19 protein-coding genes, 1 tRNA gene and 1 pseudogene are annotated in these 24,821 nt (G+C 70.5%); 13 read left to right on the top strand and 8 right to left on the bottom strand.

The features are described 5' to 3' along the window. The first annotated feature begins 11 nt into the window (after positions 1-11). The gene (gene pgeF, locus WME79_RS00195) at positions 12-824 is read left to right on the top strand and encodes a peptidoglycan editing factor PgeF (protein ID WP_437530738.1); all 813 of its coding nucleotides are present in this window, start codon (positions 12-14) and stop codon (positions 822-824) included. A 9-nt stretch (positions 825-833) separates the two neighbouring features. After that, positions 834-2,096: a bifunctional nucleoside/nucleotide kinase/histidine phosphatase family protein gene (locus tag WME79_RS00190; protein ID WP_272097082.1), complete on the top strand. Its 1,263-nt coding sequence runs from the start codon at positions 834-836 to the stop codon at positions 2,094-2,096. A gap of 58 nt (positions 2,097-2,154) precedes the next feature. Here WME79_RS00190 and WME79_RS00185 read toward each other — a convergent pair whose 3' ends face one another. The 3 genes from WME79_RS00185 to rpoN form a co-directional block, all read right to left on the bottom strand. Next, positions 2,155-3,153 carry a hypothetical protein gene (locus WME79_RS00185; RefSeq protein ID WP_437530735.1) on the bottom strand — a complete coding sequence of 333 codons (999 nt, stop codon included), beginning with the start codon at positions 3,151-3,153 and terminating at the stop codon, positions 2,155-2,157. Between the two features lie 149 nt (positions 3,154-3,302). Then, on the bottom strand, positions 3,303-4,295 hold the full coding sequence (locus tag WME79_RS00180; RefSeq protein ID WP_437530733.1) for a hypothetical protein: 993 nt from the start codon (positions 4,293-4,295) through the stop codon (positions 3,303-3,305). 62 nt (positions 4,296-4,357) lie between these two features. Beyond that, the gene (gene rpoN, locus WME79_RS00175; RefSeq protein WP_437530730.1) at positions 4,358-5,878 is read right to left on the bottom strand and encodes an RNA polymerase factor sigma-54; all 1,521 of its coding nucleotides are present in this window, start codon (positions 5,876-5,878) and stop codon (positions 4,358-4,360) included. Positions 5,879-6,221: 343 nt separating this feature from the next. Here rpoN and WME79_RS00170 point away from each other — a divergent pair, with 343 nt between their 5' ends. Next, positions 6,222-6,977, top strand: a complete 756-nt coding sequence (locus WME79_RS00170) for a Crp/Fnr family transcriptional regulator (protein ID WP_437530727.1) — start codon at positions 6,222-6,224, stop codon at positions 6,975-6,977. Here the strand turns inward: WME79_RS00170 and WME79_RS00165 are convergent. Further along, complete coding sequence (locus WME79_RS00165) at positions 6,931-7,638, bottom strand: response regulator (RefSeq protein ID WP_437530724.1); 708 nt, start codon at positions 7,636-7,638, stop codon at positions 6,931-6,933. The genes WME79_RS00170 and WME79_RS00165 overlap by 47 nt on opposite strands. A 457-nt stretch (positions 7,639-8,095) precedes the next feature. Here WME79_RS00165 and WME79_RS00160 point away from each other — a divergent pair. The 5 genes from WME79_RS00160 (at position 8,096) to WME79_RS00140 (ending at position 13,306) form a co-directional block, all read left to right on the top strand. Further along, positions 8,096-8,180 (top strand) — tRNA-Leu (locus WME79_RS00160). Positions 8,181-8,493: 313 nt separating this feature from the next. Beyond that, positions 8,494-11,529: a preprotein translocase subunit SecA gene (gene secA / locus WME79_RS00155; RefSeq protein WP_437530721.1), complete on the top strand. Its 3,036-nt coding sequence runs from the start codon at positions 8,494-8,496 to the stop codon at positions 11,527-11,529. A 137-nt stretch (positions 11,530-11,666) separates the two neighbouring features. After that, positions 11,667-12,317 (top strand): fructose-6-phosphate aldolase, encoded by a 651-nt coding sequence (gene fsa / locus WME79_RS00150; protein ID WP_437530718.1) that lies wholly within the window; start codon positions 11,667-11,669, stop codon positions 12,315-12,317. Next, positions 12,289-12,933 carry an rRNA maturation RNase YbeY gene (gene ybeY, locus WME79_RS00145; RefSeq protein WP_437530715.1) on the top strand — a complete coding sequence of 215 codons (645 nt, stop codon included), beginning with the start codon at positions 12,289-12,291 and terminating at the stop codon, positions 12,931-12,933. The genes fsa and ybeY overlap by 29 nt, the downstream gene beginning before the upstream one ends. 64 nt (positions 12,934-12,997) lie before the next feature. Continuing rightward, positions 12,998-13,306, top strand: coding sequence for an HU family DNA-binding protein (locus tag WME79_RS00140; protein WP_272097071.1), 309 nt, complete (start codon positions 12,998-13,000; stop codon positions 13,304-13,306). Here WME79_RS00140 and lnt read toward each other — a convergent pair. Together lnt and WME79_RS00130 are read right to left on the bottom strand one after the other, a co-directional pair. Then, entirely contained in the window at positions 13,293-15,050 is a 1,758-nt protein-coding gene (gene lnt, locus WME79_RS00135; RefSeq protein ID WP_437530711.1) for an apolipoprotein N-acyltransferase, read from the bottom strand. The two genes, WME79_RS00140 and lnt, sit on opposite strands and share 14 nt — an antisense overlap. 138 nt (positions 15,051-15,188) lie before the next feature. Beyond that, positions 15,189-16,103 (bottom strand): outer membrane beta-barrel protein, encoded by a 915-nt coding sequence (locus tag WME79_RS00130; protein ID WP_437530708.1) that lies wholly within the window; start codon positions 16,101-16,103, stop codon positions 15,189-15,191. 236 nt (positions 16,104-16,339) lie between these two features. Between WME79_RS00130 and WME79_RS00125 the strand changes: the two genes are divergently transcribed. From WME79_RS00125 to WME79_RS00115, 3 genes are all read left to right on the top strand, one after another. Further along, positions 16,340-17,539: a class I SAM-dependent rRNA methyltransferase gene (locus WME79_RS00125; RefSeq protein WP_437530705.1), complete on the top strand. Its 1,200-nt coding sequence runs from the start codon at positions 16,340-16,342 to the stop codon at positions 17,537-17,539. Between the two features lie 10 nt (positions 17,540-17,549). Further along, positions 17,550-18,404, top strand: coding sequence for an HAD family hydrolase (locus WME79_RS00120; RefSeq protein ID WP_437530702.1), 855 nt, complete (start codon positions 17,550-17,552; stop codon positions 18,402-18,404). Positions 18,405-18,587: 183 nt separating this feature from the next. Further along, positions 18,588-20,474, top strand: coding sequence for a serine/threonine-protein kinase (locus WME79_RS00115; protein WP_437530699.1), 1,887 nt, complete (start codon positions 18,588-18,590; stop codon positions 20,472-20,474). Positions 20,475-20,576: 102 nt separating this feature from the next. Here the strand turns inward: WME79_RS00115 and WME79_RS00110 are convergent, their stop codons facing one another. Together WME79_RS00110 and WME79_RS00105 are read right to left on the bottom strand one after the other, a co-directional pair. Then, positions 20,577-20,900 carry a CxxC-x17-CxxC domain-containing protein gene (locus WME79_RS00110; RefSeq protein WP_437540108.1) on the bottom strand — a complete coding sequence of 108 codons (324 nt, stop codon included), beginning with the start codon at positions 20,898-20,900 and terminating at the stop codon, positions 20,577-20,579. 138 nt (positions 20,901-21,038) lie between these two features. Beyond that, positions 21,039-21,179: pseudogene (locus WME79_RS00105) on the bottom strand (zinc-ribbon domain containing protein); the annotation flags it as partial. A gap of 377 nt (positions 21,180-21,556) precedes the next feature. Here WME79_RS00105 and WME79_RS00100 point away from each other — a divergent pair. Together WME79_RS00100 and WME79_RS00095 are read left to right on the top strand one after the other, a co-directional pair. After that, positions 21,557-22,984 carry a hypothetical protein gene (locus tag WME79_RS00100; protein WP_437530696.1) on the top strand — a complete coding sequence of 476 codons (1,428 nt, stop codon included), beginning with the start codon at positions 21,557-21,559 and terminating at the stop codon, positions 22,982-22,984. A gap of 25 nt (positions 22,985-23,009) precedes the next feature. Beyond that, the gene (locus WME79_RS00095; RefSeq protein WP_437530693.1) at positions 23,010-24,806 is read left to right on the top strand and encodes an ABC transporter ATP-binding protein; all 1,797 of its coding nucleotides are present in this window, start codon (positions 23,010-23,012) and stop codon (positions 24,804-24,806) included. The last annotated feature ends 15 nt before the right edge of the window (positions 24,807-24,821 follow it).

Below are 24,821 nucleotides of genomic sequence, written 5' to 3'. Positions count from 1 at the left end.
GTGGAGCCAAAATGACCGTAAAAATCGACGACCCCGGGGCCGCCGAGGCGCTCGAGAGCCCGCTCCTCGCCGCCGCCGGCTTCTCGCACGCCTTCTTCACGCGGCGCGGCGGCGTCAGCGCCCCCCCGTGGGACACCCTGAGCTTCGCCGTCGCCCTCGGCGACGACCCCGCCGCCGTCCGGGAGAACCTGGAGCGCGCCGCGCGGCGCCTCGGCATCCCGGCGGCGCGGCTCTACTTCCTCAGCCAGGTCCATGGCGTCGAGGCGCGGGTCCTCACCGGTGAGGAGGCTCGCGACGACGTCGTCCGCGAGGTCGGGGACGTGACCCTCTCGCGCGTGCCCGGCGTCGGCTGCGGTGTCCGCAGCGCCGACTGCGCCCCGATCCTCCTCGCCGATCGCCGGACCGGCGCCGTCGCCGCGGTCCACAGCGGCTGGCGTGGGACCGTCCGCCGGGTCGTGGTCGAGGCAGCCCGCGCGCTCCGCTCGCTCGCCGGCCCCGGCGCGGATCTCGTCGCGGCCATCGGCCCGCACATCGAGGCCTGCTGCTTCGAGGTCGGCGATGACGTCGCCGCCGATCTCGCCGCGTGCTCCAGCGCGGGCGCCGCCGCCGTCCTCCTCGGGGCGCCCGGCGCGCGCCCGCACGTCGACGTCCGCCGCATCCTCAAGGCCCAGCTCACCGAGGTCGGCCTGGACGCAACCTCGGTCGAGGACGTCCCGGGCTGCACCGCGTGTGACCCCGCCCGCTTCTTCTCGTACCGGCGCGACGGACAGCGCAGCGGTCGCCTGCTCTCCGTCATCGTCGCCGGCCGTACCGTCATCGGCTAGAACGCTCCCATGGTCTCGCTCGCGCGCGACTCCTCGCCGATCGTGCTCGCCATGGTGGGCTTGCCCGCCCGCGGGAAGACGTCCATCGCCCGCAAGATCGCGCGGTACCTGTCGTGGCTCGGCCACCCCACGCGGCTCTTCAACGTGGGCAACTACCGCCGCGCGCACCTCGGAACCGCGCAGCCGCACCAGTTCTTCGACCCCAACAACACCGAGGGACGCCAGGCGCTCCTCGGCATGGCGATGACCGCCCTCGACGACCTCATCGGCTGGCTCAGCTCCGGCGGCGAGGTGGCGATCTACGACGCCACGAACAGCACCCGCGCTCGCCGGAACCTCGTCACCGAGCGCTGCCAGGCGCACGGCTTCCCGGTCGTCTTCATCGAGTCGATCTGCAACGACGAGTCGATCATCGAGACCAACGTCCGCGAGACGAAGCTCCGCTCGCCGGACTACCAGGGCGTCGACCCGGAGGCGGCGCTGCGCGACTTCCGCGCGCGCATCGCGCACTACGCCCGCGCGTACGAGCCGCTCGGCGAGCCCGAGCGGAGCTACATCAAGATCATCGACGTCGGCCGCCAGGTCGTGCTGAACCGCATCCACGGCTACCTGCCGGCGCGCCTCGTCCCGCTCTTGATGAACATGCACCTCACGCCGCACCCGATCTGGCTGACCCGCCACGGGGAGAGCGTGTTCAACGAGAAGGGGCTGCTCGGCGGCGACTCGGATCTCAGCGCGCGCGGCGACGAGTACGCGAAGAACCTCTCCGCGTTCATCCGCGAGCGGGCCGGCGACGAGCACGTCAACGTCTGGACGAGCACGCTGCGCCGCACCATCCAGACCGCGCGCCCGATGACGCAGAACCACGTCGCCTGGCGCGCCCTCGACGAGATCGACGCGGGCGTCTGCGAGGGCATGACGTACGAGGAGATCCGCCAGCAGATGCCCGAGGTCTTCAACGCGCGCGCGGCCGACAAGTTTCGCTACCGCTACCCGCGCGGCGAATCGTACGAGGACGTCATCCAGCGCCTCGACCCGCTGATCATCCAGCTCGAGCGCCAGCGCTCGCCCGTGCTCGTGATCGGCCACCAGGCGGTGCTGCGCGCGCTCTACGCCTACCTCGTGGATCGCCCCGCGCCCTCGTGTCCGACGCTGCCGATCCCGCTGCACACCGTCATCGAGTTGACCCCGACGGCGTATGCCTGCGAGGAGCGCCGCTTCCAGCTCGCGCCCGCCGTCCAGGGCGGCGACTCGAGCACCGCGCACCCCTGAGCCAGGCAGCGCCGCCGCGCTGGCGGCGCGGGCTGCGCTGCGGCGCGGCCGCGCCGGCTCAGCGATCCCGGCTGATCAGCTTGCGGAGGAGCTCCAGCGGGTGGAACGGCAGCATCGCGGCCATGTCGCTGTCGGTCCCGGCCCGCTCGAGCACCGCCCGCACCGCTGGCGCCACGATCCCCATCGGGTCGATCCGCTCCACGAGCGCGCGGAGCGCGCTGAGCGCCGCGCGCCCCGCGTCGATCCCGAGCGGGATGGCGAGGGCCGCCGGCACCGGCGCGAGGATCACGTCGCGCACCGCCACGGCCCTGGCCCAGGCGCCCGGGCTCGGGTCGACCTCGAGCTGCCGGATGGTCTCCGCCTCCGCGAAGCAGCCGAGCGAGAGCTCCCCTGCCCGCTCCTCGATGGCGCGCGAGAGGTGCCGGTAGTCGCGGCGCCAGTCGCCCGCGAGCAGCCCCATGTCCTCCCGCACCTCGTCCGGGCCGAGGATCAGGTTGATCCCGCGGGCGTCGCGGCGGAGCGCGACGCTCGTCCAGAGCTCCCCGCCCTCGAACAGGCCGATCACCACCGTCTTGCCGACCCCGGCGAGCGACTCCAGCGTGCCGCGCACCACGCCCGCCGAGGGCATCGGCACGCCGCGCAGCCTCGCCGGCCAGAGATCGATCCTCCCGGCGAGGAGCTCCTCGCGGGCGAGCTGCAGCAGCAGGAGCGACTGGCCGATGAGGTCGTCGCCGCGCCGCACCCGCGCCCCGAACCGCTCCACGATGACCTCGAGGACGCCCGCCTCGAGCACGGCGGCCCAGCTCGCGTGGTGGCTCGTGGCGAGCTCCTCCGCGGAGAGCGGGACGGCGCGCTGCGCGTCGTCGATCCGGAGCCGGCCCGCGTCCGTGTGCACGAGCTTTCTCAGCTTGCCGCCCGCGTGGACCGCGACGACGCCACCGCGCGGCCGGCCGACCTCGCGCTCGTCGATGCCCGTGCGCCTGGGCCGGAACAACGACAGCACGCGAACCCAGTCGGTCGCGGTGAACCCCTCGAAGCGGACGTCGGGCGAGAGCACGGGGCGAGCCTACCGCTGGCGCGCTCCGTGCGCGAGCGCCACCCCGGAGCGCGTCGTCAGCCCGGCGCGCGCGCCGCCAGGCGGCGCGTCGTCAGCCCGGTGCGCGGCGCGTCGTCAGCCCGATGCGCGCGCCGCTTCGCGGCGCACGGCTACGCCCCCCACCAGAGCATCTCGTGCATCTGGGTCTCGCCGCGGACGGGCACGATCACCCGGATCTTCTGGCCCTCGATCTGGACCACGTGGGAGGGGAAGCTGTCCGCCGGGTAGTAAAGCGACTTCACGAAGCCGCTCGCGTCGAGCCAGAGCAGGTGCACCCCGTCCGCGGTCGCCCCATGCATGAGGAGCATCCGCCCGCCGCCGAGCAGCGCGAACTCCATGCTCTTGAAGCCCAGCTCCTCGAAGCGCTCCGCGGACGGGAAATCGTCGCCCACGGACCTGAGCTCCGGCAGGTGCGCGCGGAGGTGCTTGTAGAGCGTGTCGTAACGGACCTTCGCGAGCTTCGGGATCCGCCGGTCGCCCGCGGCGATGATCGGCAGCCGCTCCGCGTCGAACGTCGGCACCTCCACGTGGGTGCGGTAGCGATCCACGAGCCTGCCGCGGCCGATCTCCTCGTCGCTGAGCGCCTTGAGCCACCACTGGAAGATCGCGAGATCGCCCGTCCCTGCGCTCGACTCGAGCCGGACCAGCGACTCCCACAGGGGCCTCCGGACCTGCCATTTCCCGCCGTGATTCTTGACGACGCACGCCCCGACGTAGAGCGCCCCGTGCGTCACGAGGGTGACGAGCATGGGAGGATCGCCGCCCGCGCTCACCGCCGACGCGCCGCTCGATCCGCGCGCGCCGGAAGGGCCGCCTGCCGGCGCGAGCCAGGCGTCGCGTCGCTCGCGCGTCAGCGCCGCGCCAAGCCGGTGGACCGACGCATCGGAGAAGTCGAGCCCGAGGTCGGGCGCGCCGAACGCCGCGGGCGCGAGGCGGGCGAACACCTCCGCTGCGTGGTCGATCTGGGCCAGGATCGACGGGTTTCCTGCCGGATTCGCGTCCGTGGAGCGCGCGCCTGCCAGGTCGGCGAGCGCGTCGGGCGGGTAGAGCGGCGCGAAGAAGCGCTCGAAGATCTGGGCGGCCGTGATCGGTTCGGCGGGCATGGCTCGGGGCCGTGAGGATCGGCGTGGCAGGGGGATGGGCGACCGCGGCCGGCCGCCGCGGCTCAGAACATCTTCTTGCGCTTCGACGAGCTCAGGATGCCGAGCATCTCGCGGTACTTGGCCACGGTGCGGCGGGCGATCTTGATGCCGTCCGTCTCCTCGAGGATCTTGACGATCGCCTGGTCGCTGTAGGGATTCGACTTGTCCTCGGCCAGGATGATCTTCTTGATCGCCTGCTTGACGCTCTCCGACGCGATGTCTTCGTCAGCGACCCTGTGGATGGATGAGTTGAAGAAGTACTTCAGCTCGAAGAGCCCCTGGGGCGTGTGCACGTACTTGTTCGACGTCACGCGGGAGATGGTCGACTCGTGCATGCCGACCGACTCGGCGACGTCCCGGAGGATCATCGGCTTCAGGTAGCCCACGCCGCGCTCCAGGAACTCGCGCTGCTTCTCGACGATGCACTCGGTCACCTTGATGATCGTGCGCCGCCGCTGCTCGATGGCCCGGATCAGCCACTGCGCGCTCCGGAGCTTCTCGCTGATGAACTCCTTCGCCTTCGGGTCCCTGAGCATCCGCTGGGCGAGGTTCTCGTTGATGTAGAGCCGCTGGAGCCCCTTGTCGTTGTCGGTGACGACGAACTGGGTGCCGTCCTTGATGACGTACACGTCCGGGGTGATGGCGATGGTCTTCTCGTCGACCTCGGCGAAGTTGCGCGCCGGCACGCTCTCCAGCTTCTGGATCTCCTGGACCGCGTCGTAGACGTCCTCCAGCGGGATCTTGAGCGCCTTCGCGATCGCGGGGAAGTTGCGCCGCTCCACGTTGTGGAGGTGGTCCTTGATGATGGCCATCTCGATGTCGTCGAAGCCGAGCACCTCCGCCTGCACCCGCAGGCACTCCGACAGGTCGCGGGCCGCGACCCCGACCGGATCGAAGCGCTGGATCATCGACAGCACCTCCTCGGCGTCCTCGGGGTGGAGCTCCGCCTCCCGCGCCAGGTCCACAAGGCTGATGTCGGGCCCCTTCGTGCCGTCCGGACGTTCGCCCCCCTTGAGGTCGAGGTACCCCTTCTCATCGAGGTTGCCGATGACGAGCAGCGCGAACTGCCGCTCGTTCTCGACGAAATCGCTCATCTGGAGCTGCCAGAGCAGGTGGTCGCGCAGGTTCGACGGCTTGGTCAGGTTCTGGTCGATCGGCGGCAGCTCTTCGAAGCCGCCCCGGTGCGCGGGCATGGCCTGCTGGAGCTGCCTGTTTTCCAGGAACTGCTCCCAGTCCACCTCCTTGACCCGCTTCTCCGTCTCGCGCGCCGCGATGTCGGTGTCTCGGTCGAACCGCTCGCCGTTCTCGAGCCGCTGCTCCGTCGGCAGGTCAGCGTTCCTCCCCCGCTGATCCCCCTTGTCGCCGTCCCGCGCCTTCGGGTCGGTCATGTCGTCCGCGAGGACCGGGTTGCCGTCCAGCTCCTTCCTGATCTCGTCGACCAGCTCGAGCCGTGAGAGCTGCAGCAGCCGGATGGCCTGCACCAGCTGCGGGGTCATCACAAGCTGCTGCGACAGCTTGAACTGGAGCTTCATCTCCATGCCCATGAGGAGCTCCTTCTCTCAGTTCGCCGCCAGCGCCACCCGCCAAACGGGGGCCGGGGCATTGCGCGAGGTTCGTGCCATCGAGTGTCTCATTGGTGGCCTCACCCCCAACGTAGCATCGAACGGGGCAGCGGCCCGGGTCTTGCTTTCACGTCTGCACCAAAAAATAGCGCAGCGCTTGCATCCTACACCGCTGAACATGGTTTCAGCCTTCGCCGCGGTAGATTTTTCGCCCCGCGCGGAGCTCTGCCCGCAGCCAGTTCGGATTGGCCCCCATCTGCCGATCGTTGCACTATCGGCCGCCGATCGGGAGGCTTGAAATCCCGAAAGGTTGGGCGAAGGCGCGATGGGAAAGCCGAAGGTGCGCGGACCTACGCACGGGCACGGGATGGAGGGCGCGCGCGGCGGCGCTTCGCAGGATGTCGAGAAGGAGCGGATCCTGTCTCGCTCGCCCCTCGCCTCGCTGGCCTCACCGAGCCGGCGTGGGCTGTTCGAGCTCGGCAGGGTCGAGCGGCTCGCGCGCAGGCAGTGCGTTTGCCAGCAGGGTGCGCCGCCGAGGCACCTGTTCCTGATCGGGGCGGGTCGCGTGAAGGTCGAGCGCGTCGCCGACGGTCGGGTGGTTCCGCTCGGGCACCGCGGGCCTGGCGACCTCGTGGGCGAGGGCGCGCTCGCGGGCGCGACGGTCTCCTCCGAGAGCGCGACGGTGCTCGACGAGGGGGACGCGCTCGTGGTGCCGCTCGCCGGTCTCGAGCGACAGCTCGCCTCCGACGCAGCGCTCCGCGGCGCGCTCGCGGCGGCGCTCGTGGCGCGCAAGCTCGAGACCGAGGCGCGCCTCGGCTCCCTGCTCCTCTGCACGGTCGAAGCGCGCCTGATCGAGTTCCTCCGCGCCGCCGCGCGGCGATGGGGGCAGCCCCACACCGCTGGCCAGCTGGTGTCGGCCCCGTTCACGCACGCGGACATCGCGCTGCTGATCGGGTCCACCCGCGAGACGGTCACCCTGCTGCTGGGCAAGCTGAAGCGCGCCGGCCTGATCGCGTTTGACCGGCGGCGGATCGTCATCCGGGATGGCGAGCACCTCGAGGCGCACGCCGCGACGGCCTGAGCGTCCGCCCGGAGGGGCCGCTTCGGGGCCTGCGCTGGAGCCGGTATACCGCGGCGCCGTTCGGCTCGATGAAGGTGCGCCGCTCGGCGGGGTGGCCTTCCACGCCTTCCGCACCCGCCGCAGCGCGAGGCGCGCTCGGACGGCTCCCCTCCAGGTCGGCGCGTTCACCCTGGACCAGGCGGAGGCGAGGAAAGACCCCCGACTGCGTGGATGCCCGGGGGCTGAGGTCGACGAAGATCATGCTGAGCAGCCGACCGAAGGCGTACGGCTTGAGCAGGACCTCGCTGACGTCGTCCGTGCCGTCGCACGAGACCGGCTCGTCGGCACAGAAGATCACCCGCCGGGGCATCGTGCCCTCGCGCCGCAGGCGGCCCAGGATCTCCCGGACGCCTTTCGTTCCGGGGGCGAGATCGATCAACGCGACGTCGTAGACGCGCTCGCGGGAGAGGGAGATCGCTTCCTCCAAGGTCGCGGCCGGGCTGACGAGCGCGCCGCGATTGCAGAGAAGGAGCGCCGTGGCCCTCCGGAGGACATGGTCCTGATCGAGGAGGAGAACGTTCGGTTGGTACGTCATCGGGTATCCCTGCGGCTTGCAGTCGAATTGCGCCGCATCGACGAGGACGGCGACGAGCGCGCCCCCTCCGTCGTTCAGCGGCAGCATCCGCGTCCGCGGACGGTCCCCCCTTCGCAACGCACGTGCCGAAGGCGAGGCGCCGCCGTCGCCTGGGCCTCGTTTCCCCTGTTCTCGGCGGCAACGCGCTCGTCGGAGCGTCGCTGCCGGTGAGGCTGCCCCGCCGACCCCGGGGCCGCCGCTGTGCCCATTTCGCGCTCCCTCCGCGGCGTCTCTCCGCCCCGACGAAGAGCGCCCCCCCACCCTGTCGGCTTGCCCACCGCGTCCCTGACCGTCGGTGGGCGGTTCGTGCGCACGGGCCAGCCCAGGTTTGCGGGCCCTCCAGGGCGGCGCGGTCCGCCGATCCGCCGGTTGCTCCAGGCTCGACGTACCGCAGGCCACACGTTCGGGCCGCTCGCGCCACCCCGCCCTGACGCGTTCGGCGCAACGCAGCAAACTGATTTTCCCGCTTGATGAGGCTGGCGTAGGGTGCCACAAGCGTCCGCGCGCACGAGTGGCGGAATTGGTATACGCACCGGTTTTAGGTTCCGGCGCCGGGAGGCTTGGGGGTTCGAGTCCCCCCTCGTGCACCACGGCTTGACGCCTGGAGGACTCGACCACCTCGCGGCGTGACGCGCCGCCCCGGGACGCCTCCCCCCGGTGGCCCGGGACGGTCGTGGTCCGCTGGGCGCGCGGCGCGAGGATGAGCGTTTGCCAGCGCGCGGATCCGGCGACGAACGCGTGACGGGGCCCGGGCTGCAGAGCCTCGGGCGGATCGTGTCGGCGGTGTCGTCGACCGCGCGCGCGGTCCTGGAATTGCGCGACGCCCGCGGCGCGACTACGTTCGCGTTCCTCGGCCGGACCCTCTCCTCCCACCTGACCGCCGCGGAGCCAAGGCACGTAAAGATGTTCACTTGGGCGATGAAGAAGATTTTCGGCACCTCGCACGAGCGTGCCATCCGCCGCATGCGACCCCGGGTCGAGGCGATCGGCAGGATGGAGCCGGAGCTGCAGAAGCTCTCGGACGCCCAGCTCCGAGCAAAGACGGCGGAGTTCAAGGAGAAGCTCGCCAACGGGGCGACGCTGGACGACATCCTGGTCCCGGCGTTCGCGGTCTGCCGCGAGGCGTCGAAGCGCGCCCTCAAGATGCGCCATTACGACGTGCAGCTCATCGGCGGCATGGTGCTCCACAACGGCTGCATCGCCGAGATGCGCACCGGCGAGGGCAAGACCCTGGTCGCGACGCTCCCCTGTTATCTGAACGCCCTCGAGGGCAAGGGCGTCCACGTCGTCACGGTGAACGATTACCTGGCGCGGCGCGACGCCGAGTGGATGGGCAAGCTGTACGGCTTCCTCGGCCTGTCGACGGGCGTGGTCGTCAACCAGCAGGGCGACGCCGAGAAGCGCCAAGCGTACCGCTGCGACATCACGTACGGCCAGAACAACGAGTTCGGCTTCGACTACCTGCGCGACAACATGAAGTTCTCGGCGCTCGAGTACGCGCAGCGCCCGCTGCACTATGCGATCGTCGACGAGGTCGACTCCATCCTCATCGACGAGGCGCGGACTCCGCTCATCATCAGCGGGCAGGGGGAGCGTTCGAGCGACAAGTACCGCACGATCAACGAGGTGATCCCCCAGCTCCGGAACGAGGAGCATTACGCCGTCGATGAGAAGGCGCACTCGGTGACGCTGACCGACGAGGGCGTGGAGACGGCAGAGCGGCTGCTCGCCTCGCTCCAGGTGCTCAAGGGCACGAACCTCTATGATCCGGTGAACCTCGAGACGCTGCACATCCTGAACCAGTGCTTGCGCGCGCACACGCTCTACAAGCGCGATGTCAACTACATGGTACGCGACGGCAAGGTGCTCATCATCGATGAGTTCACCGGCCGCGTCCTCGCGGGGCGCCGGTGGTCGGACGGCCTGCATCAGGCCGTCGAGGCGAAGGAGAACGTCCGGATCCAGGAGGAGAGCCGGACGATGGCGACGATCACCTTCCAGAACCTCTTCCGGCTGTACAAGAAGCTCTCCGGGATGACCGGCACCGCGGACACGGAAGCGGCGGAGTTCCACAGCACGTACAAGCTCGACTGCGTCATCATCCCCACGAACAAGCCGATCGTCCGCAAAGACTACGAGGATCTCGTCTACAAGACCGAGAAGGAGAAGTTCACGGCGGTCATCAACGAGATCCTCGAGAAGCACGAGCTCGGCCAGCCGATCCTGGTGGGCACGACGAGCGTCGAGAAGAGCACCGCGATCAGCCGGATCCTGACGAAGCGGGGCGTGAAGCACAACGTGCTGAACGCGAAGCACCACGAGAACGAGGCCTACGTGGTCGCGCAGGCAGGCCGCAAAGGGGCCATCACGGTCTCGACCAACATGGCGGGTCGCGGGACGGACATCATCCTGGGCGGCAACGCGGAGATGCTCGCCAAGCTCAAGTTCAAGGAGCAGAACCGCCAGCCCGAGGCGGAGCCCGACGCGTTCGAGGCCCTGGTCGACGAGCTCAAGAAGGAGTGTTCCGCCGAGGGCGACGAGGTGCGCGAGATCGGCGGGCTGTACATCCTGGGCACCGAGCGGCACGAGTCGCGCCGCATCGACAACCAGCTGCGCGGCCGCGCCGGCCGTCAGGGTGACCCCGGGACGTCGAAGTTCTACCTGTCCCTCGAGGACGACCTCATGCGCATCTTCGCCGGGGATCGGGTGAAGAACCTGATGGAGCGGATGGGCATGCCCGACGACGAGCCCATCGAGCACCCGTGGGTGACGAAGAGCGTCGAGAACGCGCAGAAGAAGGTCGAGGAGCGCAACTTCGACATCCGCAAGAATCTGCTCGAGTACGACGACGTGATGAGCGCGCAGCGCAAGACGATCTACGACATGCGCCAGTCGCTGCTCGTCGGCCGCTACTCTCCCGAGATCATCGACGAGGAGGGGAAGCCGACGGGCGAGAAGCGGACGATCAAGCCGCTCGCGTCCATCGTGGAGCTGGTCCGGCCGGACGTCGGCTACCTGCTCGGGATGTTCGCGAACGACCCGGTGATGCCGCTCGACGCTGACGGCAACCGGCGCGAGATCGTGCGAAAGGACTTCGAGAAGACGGAGCGGTTCGTCGAGCTCGAGAACATGCAGCGCGAGATCTACACGCGCTGGGGCGTGAAGATCGAGCTCGAGACGCGCGCCGACAAGGTCCTCGACATCTACGACGAGTGCTCCGAGCTCATGCCCCTGGCGCTCACCGAGCAGCGCGAGCGGCTGCTCGATCTGATGGACCGGATCATCGGCGCGATGGTCGAAGAGTCGTGCCCGGCCCGAAAGCCGCCGGAGGACTGGGACTGGGGCGGCATCTTCCAGGGCTTCCGCGAGCACTTCGGCGTCGAGCTGCCGGACGACATCGCGCACATCGGCGACCAGGAGACGCTGGCGCGGGAGCTCTACGAGCGCGCCGAGAAGGCGTACGAGAAGCGCGAGGAAGAGATCGGCGTCGAGCTGTCGCTGCGCATCTTCCGCCACCTCTACCTGGAGGAGCTCGACAAGGCCTGGGTCGACCACCTGACCGATATGGACCACCTCCGCGACGGCATCGGTCTGCGCGGCTACGGGCAAAAGGACCCGAAGCAGGAGTACAAGAAGGAGGGCTACAACATGTTCGTCAACATGGTGGCCCGCGTCTCCTCGAACGTGGTCACGAAGCTCTTCAGCGTGAACGTCAGGCGCGCCGAGCAGGAAGAGGCGCAGATCGAGGCTGCGGATCGCGAGCGGCACGCCGCGGCGCTGCTCGACGCGGTCGCGCAGCACGACGAGTCCCTCCCGATCGGCGCGAACCCCGCCCCGGCGCTCCCGCAGCCTGCCGTCATGCAGGAGCAGGAGTGCCCCTGCGGCAGCGGCAAGCCGTTCAACAAGTGCCATGGCGGCGAGGACGAGGCGACGGCCTGAGCCGGCGCCCCCTGCCCGCTCCGCCCGACAGCTAGAACGAGGCAGCGAGGGCCCCTGTCAGGCCCTTGCTCCTCGGTATCTGACCCCAGCATGAACACCGCCTAAGGGCCGATCCATCGGCTCCCGGAGGCAGGATCATGAAGGTGTTCATCGATTCAGGGGATATCGCGGAAATCAAGGAAGCGCAGTCGATGGGGGTCATCGACGGCGTCACGACCAACCCGTCGCTCCTCGCCAAGGCCGGCAAGCCGACGAAGCGAGCGATCGCGGAGATCTGCGAGGTGGTCGACGGCCCCATCTCGGCCGAGGTGGTGGCGGTCGAGAAGGACGCGATCCTCCGCGAGGGTCGCGAGCTCGCGAAGATTCACCGGAACGTGGTGGTCAAGGTGCCGCTCATCGACGAGGGGCTCAAGGCCGCCCGGGTCTTCGCTTCCGAGGGCATCAAGACGAACGTGACCCTCTGCTTCTCGGCCGCCCAGGCGCTGCTCGCGGCCAAGGCTGGGGCCACGTACGTGTCGCCGTTCGTCGGGCGCGTCGACGACGCCGCGGGAGACGGGATGGATCTCGTCCTGCAGGTCGTGACCATCTTCAGGAACTACGGCATCTCGACGCAGGTGCTCACCGCGAGCGTACGGCACCCCGTCCACTTCGTGCAGGCCGCCATGATCGGCTCGCACGCCGCGACGATGCCGCTCAAGGTCATCAAGCAGCTGACCAGGCACCCGCTCACCGACGTCGGGCTCGCGCAGTTCTTGGCAGATGCGAAGAAGATCCCCGAGCTGGTATAGCGATCCCGTGGCCGAGAAGCGCAAGGAGAGCTCGGGGACGAAGCGCCGCGGGAGCCGCCCGGCGGCCCCCGCGGTCGTGTCCGTCACGACGCAGGGAGGGCCCTTCAAGGGGGTGTCGACAGCGGTCGTGCGCCGGCGGGCGAGCAAGATGCTCTCCCACCTCGCATTGCAGGGCGTGGAGCTCTCCGTCGCCCTGGTGAACGACGAAGCCATCCACGAGCTCAACCGCAGCTACCGGCGCAAGGACAAGCCGACCGACGTGCTCGCCTTCCCGATGCTCGACCAGAACGGAGCCAACTCGCGCAGGCGCGGCCGGCGAGGTCCCGTGGATCCATCGGTATGGCGCGGTCTTCTCGGCGACGTGATCGTCTCGATCGACACGGCCGCGCGGCAGGCCGCCGAGCGCGATCGTCCGCTGCTCGACGAGATCACGATGCTGCTCGGGCACGGCCTGCTCCACCTGCTCGGCTACGACCACAAGACCGACGCAGAAGAGCGGGAAATGACGGATTTGACCCGGGAGCTCGAGGTCGCGGCGGCGTCGCGAAGCAACAGCGCCACTGGAATCGAGCCACATCGCAGCACCGCGAGGCCAAAGAAGACGGGGGCGCGATGACTTATCGCTTGCGATGCGAAACCTCGCTTGTTAAACGGACGCCCCCTTTCGACTTGGAGGAGACATGCCCGGTTCGAACAAGCTGACCAAGGCGCAGATGATCGTCGGTCTTGCCGAGGCCACCCACCTCGACAAGAAGTCCGTGGCCAGCGTGCTCGATGCGCTCGGCGAGCTGGTGAAGAAAGAGCTCGGTCCGGAGGGGCCGGGCGAGGTCACGGTTCCGGGCCTCGTGAAGATCAAGGCGAAGGAGATCCCGGCCACGCAGGACCGGGAAGGCGTCAATCCGTTCACGAAGCAGCCGATGACCATCAAGGGCAAGCCGGCGAGCCGCAAGCTCCGCGCGGCGCCCGTCAAGGCGCTCAAGGACGGCTGAGCGGCGCGTCCGTGGCCGCAGCTTGCGTCGCCGCATCGGGCGACGCGAGCTCCGGCGGCCCCGCCGGCGGCCGCGCCCCCGAGCTGACGCCACGGGCTCGTAGCAGAGCCTTCGCTGTGGAGCGTCGCGCCCGGAGCGCGCAAGTGACGCTCGCGAAGGCGAGCAGCAGCGCCGTCGGTGCGTCGCCCAGGCGGGTGTAGAGCGTCAGCGGCGTGTCCCTGACCGAGGGGGTCGCGAAGGTTACCCCCGGTGCAGCGCTCTCGTCGCGGCTGCGCACAACGCCTCGAGCGTCGATCCACGACACGACGCCGAGGTTCACGGCGCGCACGAGATCGCGGCGCAGCTCGATGGCGCGCATGACCGCGAGCCTCGCATGCAGCTCGGGCTCGGCGCTCCCGGTGAACCAGGCGTCGTTCGTGATGTTGACGAGGAGGTTCGGGGCGAGCGCCCCGGTGATCCGCCGCCCGACTCCGGTGAGCGTGTCCTCGTAACAGTTGAGCACCCCGATCCGGAGCGCGGGCCCGTGCTCGCGGGGCAACGTGAGGGCGCGCGGCTCCGCGCCCGGGACGAGCCCGCCGCTCTTCTGGAAGATGCGCCGCAGCCAGGGCAGGTAAGCGCCGCCCGGCACCGTCTCGCCGAACCAGAGCAGCTGCAGCTTGTCCTGCGTCGGCTGCATGCTCCCATCAGGGAGCACGAGGGTCGCGGAGTTGTAGCTGTTCCGTTCCTCGACGCCGTCGGCGGCCTTCACGGGCGGCGCCTGGGTGATGAGCCCCGCGAGGATCGGGCCGCGGATGCCGGGCCCCACGATCGCTCGACCGCCGCGCGGCGCTTGCCGGGCGCTGTGCGCGAGGGGGTAAGGGTACGCCGCCTCGGGCCAGAGGGTGAGCTCTGCGCCGCCGGCCTCGGCCTCCCGGGTGAGCTCGTGCAGGGTTCGCAGGATCCGCGGGTGGTTCTTCGCCTGCCAGCGCTCGTGAGGCCCGACGGCCTGGTTGACGAGCGCGACGCGCGCGGTTGGTAAGCCGGCGCTGGCGCGCTCCACCGCGGCCATCCGCAGCGCGCCGTAGACCGCGAGAAACCCGAACAGCGCGACGCTCGAGAGCGCCGGGTAGAGGATCGCGCGGGGCAACCGAAGGCGGACGGGCCGCGGTTCCTGCGCGGGCGCGCGCTCGAGCGGCCGCCCGCCCGGCGCCCTCCCCGAGGCGGCCAGGCCGGCGCGGGTGAGCAACGCCGCCCCGACGGCGAACAGCACGGAGACGCCCCGCTCGCCGATGAGATCGGCGAGCTGCACGAGCGCCGGCCAGGGGCTCATGAGGCCCGCAGGAGTCCAGCCGAAGACGGTCGGGATGGCCACGGCGGCGAACACGCCGGTCGCAAAGGCGAGCTCGAGGGAAGCGCGCAGCCGCCGGATGAGCGCGCTCGTGATGCCGCCGCAGACCGCCCAGACCAGCGACTGGGCGGCCGCGAGCAGCACCAGCGCAAGGTACGAGGCAGCCGAGCCGAGGGGCGTGAACCGCTGGATGACCTCCGGCACGAAGCGCAGGCCCACGACGCCCGCCGCCGTTCCCCAGACAGCGCCGCGCCCGAAGGCGCGCCAGACCGTCGGGGCGTCGTGGACGGCGGCCGCCAGCAGAGCGAGGCCAACGATGACGGCGGGGACCAGATCCGTCGGCGGCGCCGTGAGGGCGAACGTCGCGCCGCCAGCGAGGGAGAGGAACAGCGGGGCGCGGCTACGGAGCGCGCGCATGATCGAGGCCTGGGGCACGATGCGGCGTTATACCGCGTGGAGACGGTCCGGACCGCGACCGCGACGAGAGCCTGGCCGAGAGCAGAACGGACGCGAACACCGCACGGTCAGGGTGGACAGGAGGCTATGACGAGCCGCTCACCAGTAAATACTGAGCCCGCCGCGGAAGAGCCCCCCGCCCGACGTGTTGGTCGTCCGGCCGGTGTCGGGATCCGTGAACTCGGGAACGAGCCCATCGTCCGTACGGCTGCGCACGAAGCCGAGCGCATCGACGTTCAGGGCGATGCGGGGGGACAGCCGGAACTCGAGGCCGATGCCGCCGTGCGCGCCGAAATAGTCGTACTCCGTGTCCGGAGCGAACTCGGTGCTGCCGGCCGCGACCTCGCTCGAGGAGCGATCGACCTCGGCGTGCGCGATGTTCAGGCCGCCCATGAAGTAGAACTGGGTGCGGCTGCGCGGGTTGACGAACAGCATCCCGCTCAGCGAGAGCGGCACCTCGGTCCGCTGGTCGCCGTTGTAGTCCGTGCCCGCGAGGAAGTCGGCGCCTGCATCGATCGCGAACGCCGGGACGGGCCGGTAGCGCAGGCTGATCCCGACGCCTCCCATGCCAGCGTCCTCCGCGCCGCCGTGCTCGCGCCCCAGCATGACGCCTTCCATGCGGAGGTTGATCCCCCAGTGGCGCCGCCAGCGCCGCTTCACCGCCGGAGGCGGCGCCGGGGGCGCCACGCGACGCACGATCACGCGCGGCGGAGGGGCCGCCCCAGGCGCCACGACGATCACCTGAGGAGGCGGGCCCGACGGCGAGGTCTCGTAGACGACGACCGGCGGGGCCGGACGGGCGGCGCCTCGGGCAGGCGGCGGGGGCGGCGGCGCCTCGGCAGGCGCGGCCTCGGCAGGAGCGACGGGCGGCGGTTCCGCGACGGTATCGCGAGGCGGCTCCACTTCCTCGCAGAACCACGCGCCAGGAGGACAGTTGCTGTCCTCCTGCGCGAACGCGCTCATCGGCGCGGTCATCGCCACCGCAACAAGGGCATGGGTCAAGCAACGGCGCATCGGGCGACTCCTCTTCGGTGCAGGGAAGTTAGCAACCGGGATGCCATCGACCATCTTGCGGGATCGTCGTCACCATGGCCACGCAGCACGCCGGCGTGCATCGGCCGCCACGGCACGCTGTGGCGGAAGGTTCACACGCGCGCCGTTCCGCAGGGTACTAGCTCCCACGGCAAAGGTCACGGCGCGGTCGCCCCCGTCGGGAGCCCCGCCAACATCGAGACCAATCGGATTCCATCATGCCTACGGTTACGTTGAAGCAGGGTCATGTTCGGCCGGTGTGGTCAGGGCATCCCTGGGTGTTCGCTCAGGCGATCGCGCGCATCGAGGGCGGCGCGGTGGCCGGGGACGAGGTCGTCGTCACCGACCCCTACGGCAGCGTGCTCGGGCGCGGGCTCTACACCCCGCGCTCGGCCATCCCGGTGCGCATGTACACGCGCGAGGACAGGCCGATCGACGCGGCCCTGTTCCGGCACCGGATCGAGCGCGCCATCGCGCACCGCCGCGAGCTCGGCCTGCCCGCGCGGGCGCCTGGCCATGAGACCGACGCCTTCCGGCTGATCCACGCGGAGGGGGACGGCCTTCCCGGGCTCATCGTCGATCTGTTCGGCGACGTGGTAGTCGTGCAGCTCGGGACGATCGGGATCAAGCGCCGCGAAGGGGTGATCTTCGACGCCCTCCAGGCGGCGCTCTCGCCCCGCGCGATCGTGGACAGGACCCCGGAATCCCTCGCGAAGCTGGAGGGGTTCACCGCCGACGCGGGCGTGGTGCGCGGCGATCCCGGGCTCGATCAGCTCCGGTTCGTCGAGCGAGGGCTGCGGTACACGATCCCGCTCGCGCTCGGCCACAAGACCGGGTTCTACCTGGACCAGCGGACGCTGCGGACCCGCGTCGAGCAGCTCGCCCACAACCGGCGCGTGCTCGATGCCTTCTGCTTCGTCGGCACGTTCGCCATGGCGGCGGCCCGCGGCGGGGCGAGCGAGGTGCTCGCGATCGACGAGAGCGCGACGGCGATCGAGGTCGGGGCGGAGTGCGCGCGGGAGAACGGGCTCCTCGACCGGATCAAGTTCACGCGCGACGACGCCCGCAAGTCGCTCCAGAACGCGTCGAGGCAGGAGGGCTACGATCTCGTCATCTGCGACCCTCCGAAGCTCGCAGGCACCCGCGCCACCAAGGACACCGCGCTCACGGCGTACCGGCGCCTCGCGGCCGGGGCGTGCCGGGCCACGCGCCCGGGCGGCGTCCTCGTGCTGTGCTCCTGCTCCAGCGCCGTGAGCCTCGACGATCTGACCCGGGTGCTCGCGCTCGGCGCGCGCGACGCGCGCATGCAGGCCGCGGTGTTCGACCGGCACTTCCAGGGAGGGGATCACCCCGTCCCCGCCGCCTTCCCCGAGGGGCTCTACCTGAAGAGCCTCATCGCGCGCATCGACGCGCTCTGACGATCGCCCGATGAAGCCGCTCTCCCTTCTGCCTCCCGACGCCGCGCGCGCCCTCGCCGGGGTGATCTTCGATCTTGACGACACCGTGCTGGATCACGGCGCCCTCACCGAGGCGGCGTACGCAGCGCTCTTCCGTCTACGCGAGACGGGCCTCGCGCTGATCGCGTGCACCGGCAGGCCCGCCGGCTGGGGCGAGGTGCTCCAGCGGCAGTGGCCGATCGACGCGACGATCGTCGAAAACGGAGCCGTCGCGCTGGTCCGTGAGCAGGACAGCGCCGTCGCCGGCCATCGGGAAGGGCACGCCCCGCGCGCTGGCGCAAGCCGCGTCGTCACGCTCGACGACCTGGACCGCGACACGCGGCGAGCCCGTCGGGCCGAGCTCATCGGGCTCGCCAATGACATGGTGCGTCGTTTTCCGGCGGCGGCGCTCGCGGACGACAACGACCAGAGGGTGACCGACGTTACCATCGACATCGGGGAGCATCGGCATGTCCCGCCGGAAGACGTGCGGAAGATGCGCGCCGAGCTGCGCGAGCGGGGGGTGAGGACGCTGCTATCGAGCGTCCACCTCCACCTCACGCGCGAGCCGTCGGACAAGGCCACGGGGATTGTGCGCCTGCTCTCCGCTCGGTTCGGTGAGGATCCCACCCGGGCGCGGCACCGCTACGCGTTCGTCGGTGACAGCGGCAACGACGGCGTTGCCTTCGCCGCATTTGTGCTGACCTTCGGGGTGGCCAACGTACGCGCCCACCTCGGCAAGCTGTCCGTCCCCCCGCAGTTTGTGGCGTCCCTTCCCATGGGCCGCGGGTTCGCGGAGATCGCCCAGCAGATCGCCGAACTGCGGAAGAATGCACCCGAACCGTGATCTTGCCACGCGCAAGTCACTTCGCGCTGCGATCCGCCCCACACCTGACGCAGGTAACCTAGCCGCAGCGCGCACCGAAGGAATAGGATCTGGCTTTCGGGAGGGCCGTGCCTCCCAACCCTTTACAGGGGCGCGTGTTCTCGGGGACCATGACGTTGGTCCCTCGCCCGCCAGCGGCAGCAGATGGCGTTTCGACCCCCGACCCCCGGCCTCCTCGTCGACAACAAGTACCGCCTCGCGGAGCGCATCGGCGGGGGCGGCATGGGCGACGTGTTCCGGGCGGAGCACGTGCTCGCAGGTCGCGCCGTTGCGATCAAATTCCTCCACCCAGAGTTGGCGGACAACTCGGAGCTCTCCCACCGGTTCTTCCAGGAAGCGCAGGCGGTCAACCGGATCCGCCACCCGAACATCGTCGATGTGATCGACGCCGGCGTCGGCGAGCTCGGTCCGTACATCGTGATGGAGCACCTCGACGGCGAGTCGCTCGGCATGGCGCTCGCGCGCTTCGGTCGCCTCGACATGGAGGCCGCCGTCGGCGTCGCGATCCCGGTGCTCGAGGCGCTCGACGCCGCGCACCGCGCGGGGATCATCCACCGCGATCTCAAGCCCGAGAACATCTTCATCGCGTTCGATCCGAGCCGCGGCTCGGCCGTCGTCCGCCTGCTCGACTTCGGCATCGCCAAGGTGCTCGACTCCGATGGTCCCTCGCCGCGAACGCGCACGGGCGTCGTGTTCGGGACGCCCGACTATCTGTCGCCCGAGCAAGCCACGGGGGAGTCGCCGCTCGACGGTCGCAGCGATCTCTTCTCGGTGGGCGTGCTGCTCTACGAGGTGCTCACCGGCACGCGGCCGTTCCGCGCGCCGACCGCCGTCGCGACCGCGTTCCGCGTCGTGCACGCCGAGGTGCCCACGCTCGCCTCGGCGGGCGTGACCGTCGACCCGCGGCTCGAGGCGATCGTGCAGCGGCTCTTGCAAAAGGATCCCGCGAAGCGGTTCCAGACGGCCGGCGACGTCGTCCGCGAGCTCGAGCGCGTCGCGCCTGATCCGCCGCGACGGACGACGGCGCTCGGCAGGCTGATCAACGTGCAGCGGCGGATGGCCCTGAGCCTGGGGAACGCTCCGGAGAACGAGCGCGATCGCCTCTCGTCCTCGCGCGATCGATCGCGCCCGGGGTTCGACGTGAACCCCCCGCCGCCGATGCGCATCTCGCCGTCGATCGTGCCGGGCGGGCGCGTCACCGAGGCGCCGCCCGGGATGCGGCCGTCCTCGGAGCCAGCGAAGCCCGCGCCCGGCGTGACGCTCTCGAACGCGCTGCGAAACCGAGGCTCGGAGCCCACGATGCTCTCGCAGCGCGGCGAGTCGCTGCCCACGGTGCGCAGCGCCGACCTCGGCCACCGGGCCGAGCCGACGGTCCGCAGCGCGGACTTCGGCTCCCTGATGAACCGGACGCGCGACACGCGGCGGCCCAACGTCACCCCGGTCCGGCCGCTGCCGGCGCGCTTCGCTGGGCAGTACCAGGTGCGCGGCCCCGTGCTGAGGAGCGTCGATCGCACCATCGTCGATGAGTACGGGAGGAGCGCGCGCGACGAGGTCGTCTCGCAGATGCCGCTCCGCTACGCCGACGACTTCAAGCACGACTCGATCAACGCGCTCGTCGGGTACGATCTCGAGGCGCTCGACGCCTACATGGAGCTCGCGACATCGTTGGTCCTGCGCGATCTCGAGCGCTGGCGCGACATCGGCAGGCTCGGCGTCGGCGGCGAGCTGCACAGCCTCGTGCGCACGCTGTTCGCTCGCCCGCTGACCGACATCGCGTCGCTCATGCGCCGCGGGACCTCGATCTGGTCGCGGCTCTTCACGTTCGGCTCGTGGCGCGTGGCGACGGGCCCGACCGGGCGGGTCACGCTCCACATCGGCGACTTCGACCCTGCTTCGCTGCCGCTCCGCCTGTGGGTCGTGGGGATGGTCGAGGAGACAGCGCGCCGCGCGTCCGGCGGCGGCGTGAAGGTCACGATCACGCTCGGCGAGCTCGGCTTCACCTCCGAGCTCGCCTGCGAGATCAGCCTCTAGGGCTGCACGCTAGCCATCGTTCAGCGCGCCGGCCGCACGAGGAGCGGCCGGCGCTCGGAGATGTGCCGCAGCGCGATGGCTGCGCGTCGCTGGAGGCGTCTCTCAGGAAGGCTTGCGCGCGCGGTAGCACGCCTGACAGAACACGTCGCGGCCCTCGACCGGCTTGAACGGGACCTCGCCCTCGGAGCCGCACGACTTGCAGGTGATCGAGAACGTCGGACGAGTGCGGGGCGCGCGAGGTTGCTGCGCCGGGGCGCGGTTCGGCGCTGCAGCGCGGCGATCACCGGCGAACGAGGGGGCGCGGTAGTTGCCATCATCCCGGAAGGGCGCGCCGCCGCGCGGACGGTTCGGGTAGTGGCTCGGCACCGCCCATGCGGGCGTCAGCCCCGAGTACGCGTCCTGCATCGGGCTGCGGTACTCGTTCACGTCACCCGTGTAGCGGGGCTTCCGAGGCTGGCCGTCACCGCGCGCCAGGCCGCGATGCCCCCCGGCACCTCGGGCCGGACCAGGGCGCTGGCGCTCCGCTGCGCGAGCCGGCGATCCGCTCTCCCCTCGATTGTCCTTGCGCGCGCGGCGGCAAGTCCGGCACCGCTTGGGCGGGGCCGCGAGCTTCCGTTCGGCGTAGACGGCAGCTTCCGCAGCCGAGAATAGGAACGACGTGCCGCAGCTCGCGCAGACAATGTGCTCGTCTCGATGCTGTTCCATGATTCCTCTTTCGTCAGGCCGACGGGCCTCGCAGGCTCACGGGCTCGGGTGACTCGGGTAACTCGGATGACTCGGGTGACTGGAGCGCCCGGGAGCTGCCCCGCTGCGCTGGAGAAGCGCGATTTACGCGGGGTTCTACGTGATATCGGTGGGATCGCCCTCTTGATGGGGCACGGGAGTGCCTACGGTGACATGCTTGTCAGGGCGGTCAAGCGTGCCGCCTCCACGCAACGCCAGGATCGATCGCGCGGCGCGGAGCTTTGATTTCGAAGCTCCTCACGATACCATCCGCGCGACTTTCACGAGGAGCTCAGCTCCTCCCGTGACGGACCACGAGCAGCATCCGCCCACGCCGCGCATCGCAACCAGTCGAAGCAATGAGCCATCCCTCCCTGCACCTCACCGCTCGTGACTTCGACGCGTACGCCGCCGAAAAAGCGACATCGAAGGCCTACTCACGCCCCCGCCTCGAGGTGAAGCAGCGCGCGCTCGCCTGGGCGCGCGGCGTCGTCGCCCGGCTGGCCGAGCTCGGCATCTCGGTCGATGTCCATGGCTCGGACGAGCACCCCTCGATCCGCAACAAGCACCGGGCCGACTGTCAGTGGGTCTTCTTCTGGCGCGATCAGGCGGCGCGAGACGAGCTCGATCGCCTCCTCGACCGCGGCCGCTCGATCTCCGACGCGATCGACGATCCGAGCCCCTTCACGCGGCACGCGTTCCTCGCGCTGCGCATCTCGGAGAGCGAGGTGCAGGTGTGCTTCGCGGTCCACCCGGACGCGAAGGTGGACGTCGACAACCTCCGGGCTCGCCTCTCGGCGACGGAGGAGGCGACGGGCGCGCCAGCCTCGCCGCTCTCCGCGGAGCTCACGAGCGCGCTCCACGCGCTCCCGGAGCAGTTCTCGTTCGGCGCCGCCGGCGGCGATCGCGTGGCCTGCAGCGCGGCCACCCCGGACGCGATCGCCGAGATGCTCCGCCGCGCCGCCGACGGCCAGGTGCCGCTCTGGATCGGGTGGGCGGTCCCTCGCGAGACAGCGGTCGAGCACGCCGACATCCTCGATGAGCAGCTCGAGGACGCGCTCGTCGCGCTCGCCCCGATCTACCGGCTCGTCGCGTGGTCGCGCGAGAACGACCGCATCGCGCTCGACCGCAAGCTCGAGGGCATCGAGCAGGAGCGGGCGCGCGCCCACGCCGAGATCGAGGCCGAGAACGAGCGATGGCGCTCCGAGCAGGCGCGAGCGCGAGAGCGCTCGATGGAGCAGGCGCGAGCGCGCGGCGATGAGCGCGTCGAGGCCGCCCTGCCCGCCCGCCGACCGACCCTGGCGACGCTGTTCAAGTCGTCGAGCAACGCCGTCGCCAGCGCCGGCGCTGGCCGCGGCGGAGAGCCGCGGCCCTCGCTGAAGCGGGTCGGAGAGGGCAGCGCCCCGGCCCGACGAGCGCCGCACGGCGAAGCGGAGCAGCAAGCGAAGGCCGAGGCTCCGCAGAAGCCCTCGGCCGATCATGCGCCGCGAGCGCAGCGCGGTCCGTCCGTCGAGCCAGAAGCTGCCGCGAAGGGCGCCCCGGAGCCCGCCAAGGGCGGCGTGCTGGAGAAGGGCAGCCGCGTCCGCGTGCGACGAGGCCCCTTCGGCGACAAGATCGGCGTGGTGAGCGAGCTCGACGGGCGCGGAGGCGCGCGCGTCCTGCTCGGCCTGCTCTCGACGAGGCTCGAGCTCGACGATCTCGAGCTCGTGGTCGATGGAAGAGATCGGCCCGCGCTCTCGACGTCGCACCGCAAGCCGCTCGCGCCGACGCCGCGCAAGGCGCGCTGAGCGTCGCCGCGCGGCCCCCCACGCAATGGTCAAGCGCGATCCCTCAACCTACCCCGTCGGCCTCGGCGCGCAGTTCCGCCACAAGCTTCCGCTCTACCTGACGGGCGCTGCGCTGCTCGCAGCGCAGCAGTTCCTCATGGCCAGGCGAGATTTCCTGGTCAAGGACGCCGTCGACGCCGCCGTGAAGGCGCAGTCGAACGAGGCCGCGCATGCGGCGCTCCTCATGCTCGCGGTCAGCGTGGGCGCCGCGATCATGCGCGTGTTCTCGCGGGTCACCATCTTCACGGCGGGCCGCAACGTCGAGTACGAGCTCCGGGCGATCCTGCTCGCGCGCCTGCACAAGCTCGGGCCGGCCTTCTTCCGCAAGATGCCGACCGGCGACATCATGAGCCGGGCGACGAACGATCTGACGCAGGTCCGCCTCCTCCTCGGCTTCGGCCTGCTGAACGTCGTCGGCTCGATCTTCGCGTTCACGAGCGCCCTGTACGTGATGCTCCACATCTCGAAGCGGCTCACGCTCGCGGCGCTCCTGACGATGCCCGCGCTGATGCTCGTCACCCGGTCGTTCTCGACCAAGCTCTTCGTCCGCACCCGCGACAACCAGGAGGCGATCGGCGCCATGAGCGACCGCGTCCTCGCGAGCCTCGCAGGGGTCAGGGTCGTCCGTTCGTTCGCGCTCGAGGCGTCCGAGATGGCCGCGTTCACGAGCACGAACCAGGGCTACCTCGAGAAGAGCCTCGCGCTCGCGAAGCTGCGTGGCTCCATGGCGCCGCTCATGGGGGCCATCAGCTCCGTCGGCGTGCTCATCGTCTTCTGGTACGGCGGGCAGCTCGTGCTGGAGCAGCAGATGACGCGGGGAGACTTCGTCTCCTTCTGGCTGGCGCTCTTGCGGCTCACCTGGCCGATGCTCGCCCTCGGCTTCGTCGCCGCCATCGTCCAGCGCGGTCGCGCCGGCTACGCCCGGCTCAAGGCGATCTTCGAGGCCATCCCCGAGGTCGTGAGCGGCCCGATGCCCGCCCCCGAGGTCGTCCGCGGCGCCATCTCCGTCAAGGACCTGACGTTCTCCCACGGCGCGAGGAAGGTGGTCGACGGCGTGAACTTCGAGGTCGAAGCGGGCGGCTCGCTCGCCATCGTCGGGCGCACCGGCTCGGGCAAGAGCACCATCGCCACGCTGCTCGCCAGGCTCATGCCCACGCCGCGCGGCTCTGTGCTCCTGGACGGCGTCGACATCTGCGACCTGCCGCTCGACACCGTGCGCGCGAGCATCGGCTACGCGCAGCAGGATGCGTTCCTCTTCTCGACGACCGTGGCCCGCAACATCGGCTACTCCCTCGACGATCCGGATTCACCCGCCGCGTTCGAGACGATCCGCGCGGCCGCCGCCGAGGCCGAGGTGCTGAACGAGGTGCTCTCGCTGCCTGACGGCTTCGATACCGTGGTCGGGGAGCGCGGCGTGCAGCTGTCCGGCGGACAGCGCCAGCGCGTCGCGCTCGCGCGCGCGCTCGTGCGCGAGCCGAACGTCCTCGTCCTCGACGATCCGCTCTCCGCCGTCGACGCGAAGACCGAGCAGGCCATCCTCGAGGCGATCGAGCGGCAGGCCGCGCGACGGACCGTCATCCTGATCACCCACAGGGTCGCGGCTGCGCGGCGATGTGACGCGATCGTCGTGCTGGAGCAGGGTCGGGTCGTCGAGCGCGGCACGCACGACGAGCTCGTCCGCGCGGGCGGGATCTACGCGTCGTTCGCCGAGGAGCAGCAGCTCGAAGAGGATCTCGCGACCTTCGAGGCGTCGCCGTCCTCGCAGCCGGTGGGGCTCTCGTGACACAGCCGGCTCACG

The sequence above is a fragment of the Sorangium sp. So ce726 genome, from assembly GCF_051521405.1.
Classification (GTDB): Bacteria; Myxococcota_A; Polyangia; order Polyangiales; family Polyangiaceae; genus Sorangium.
This window is presented reverse-complemented; position numbering and strand designations above follow the sequence as displayed.

Bases quoted from the DNA above. Each gene is read 5' to 3' on its own strand.
- pgeF (WP_437530738.1), top strand. From the start codon at position 12: ATGACCGTAAAAATCGACGACCCCGGGGCCGCCGAGGCGCTCGAGAGC.
- WME79_RS00190 (WP_272097082.1), top strand. From the start codon at position 834: ATGGTCTCGCTCGCGCGCGACTCCTCGCCGATCGTGCTCGCCATGGTG.
- WME79_RS00180 (WP_437530733.1), bottom strand. From the start codon at position 4,295: ATGCCCGCCGAACCGATCACGGCCGCCCAGATCTTCGAGCGCTTCTTC.
- rpoN (WP_437530730.1), bottom strand. From the start codon at position 5,878: ATGGGCATGGAGATGAAGCTCCAGTTCAAGCTGTCGCAGCAGCTTGTG.
- WME79_RS00170 (WP_437530727.1), top strand. From the start codon at position 6,222: ATGGGAAAGCCGAAGGTGCGCGGACCTACGCACGGGCACGGGATGGAG.
- WME79_RS00165 (WP_437530724.1), bottom strand. From the start codon at position 7,638: ATGCTGCCGCTGAACGACGGAGGGGGCGCGCTCGTCGCCGTCCTCGTC.
- secA (WP_437530721.1), top strand. From the start codon at position 8,494: ATGTTCACTTGGGCGATGAAGAAGATTTTCGGCACCTCGCACGAGCGT.
- fsa (WP_437530718.1), top strand. From the start codon at position 11,667: ATGAAGGTGTTCATCGATTCAGGGGATATCGCGGAAATCAAGGAAGCG.
- ybeY (WP_437530715.1), top strand. From the start codon at position 12,289: ATGCGAAGAAGATCCCCGAGCTGGTATAGCGATCCCGTGGCCGAGAAG.
- WME79_RS00140 (WP_272097071.1), top strand. From the start codon at position 12,998: ATGCCCGGTTCGAACAAGCTGACCAAGGCGCAGATGATCGTCGGTCTT.
- lnt (WP_437530711.1), bottom strand. From the start codon at position 15,050: ATGCGCGCGCTCCGTAGCCGCGCCCCGCTGTTCCTCTCCCTCGCTGGC.
- WME79_RS00130 (WP_437530708.1), bottom strand. From the start codon at position 16,103: ATGCGCCGTTGCTTGACCCATGCCCTTGTTGCGGTGGCGATGACCGCG.
- WME79_RS00125 (WP_437530705.1), top strand. From the start codon at position 16,340: ATGCCTACGGTTACGTTGAAGCAGGGTCATGTTCGGCCGGTGTGGTCA.
- WME79_RS00120 (WP_437530702.1), top strand. From the start codon at position 17,550: ATGAAGCCGCTCTCCCTTCTGCCTCCCGACGCCGCGCGCGCCCTCGCC.
- WME79_RS00115 (WP_437530699.1), top strand. From the start codon at position 18,588: ATGGCGTTTCGACCCCCGACCCCCGGCCTCCTCGTCGACAACAAGTAC.
- WME79_RS00100 (WP_437530696.1), top strand. From the start codon at position 21,557: ATGAGCCATCCCTCCCTGCACCTCACCGCTCGTGACTTCGACGCGTAC.
- WME79_RS00095 (WP_437530693.1), top strand. From the start codon at position 23,010: ATGGTCAAGCGCGATCCCTCAACCTACCCCGTCGGCCTCGGCGCGCAG.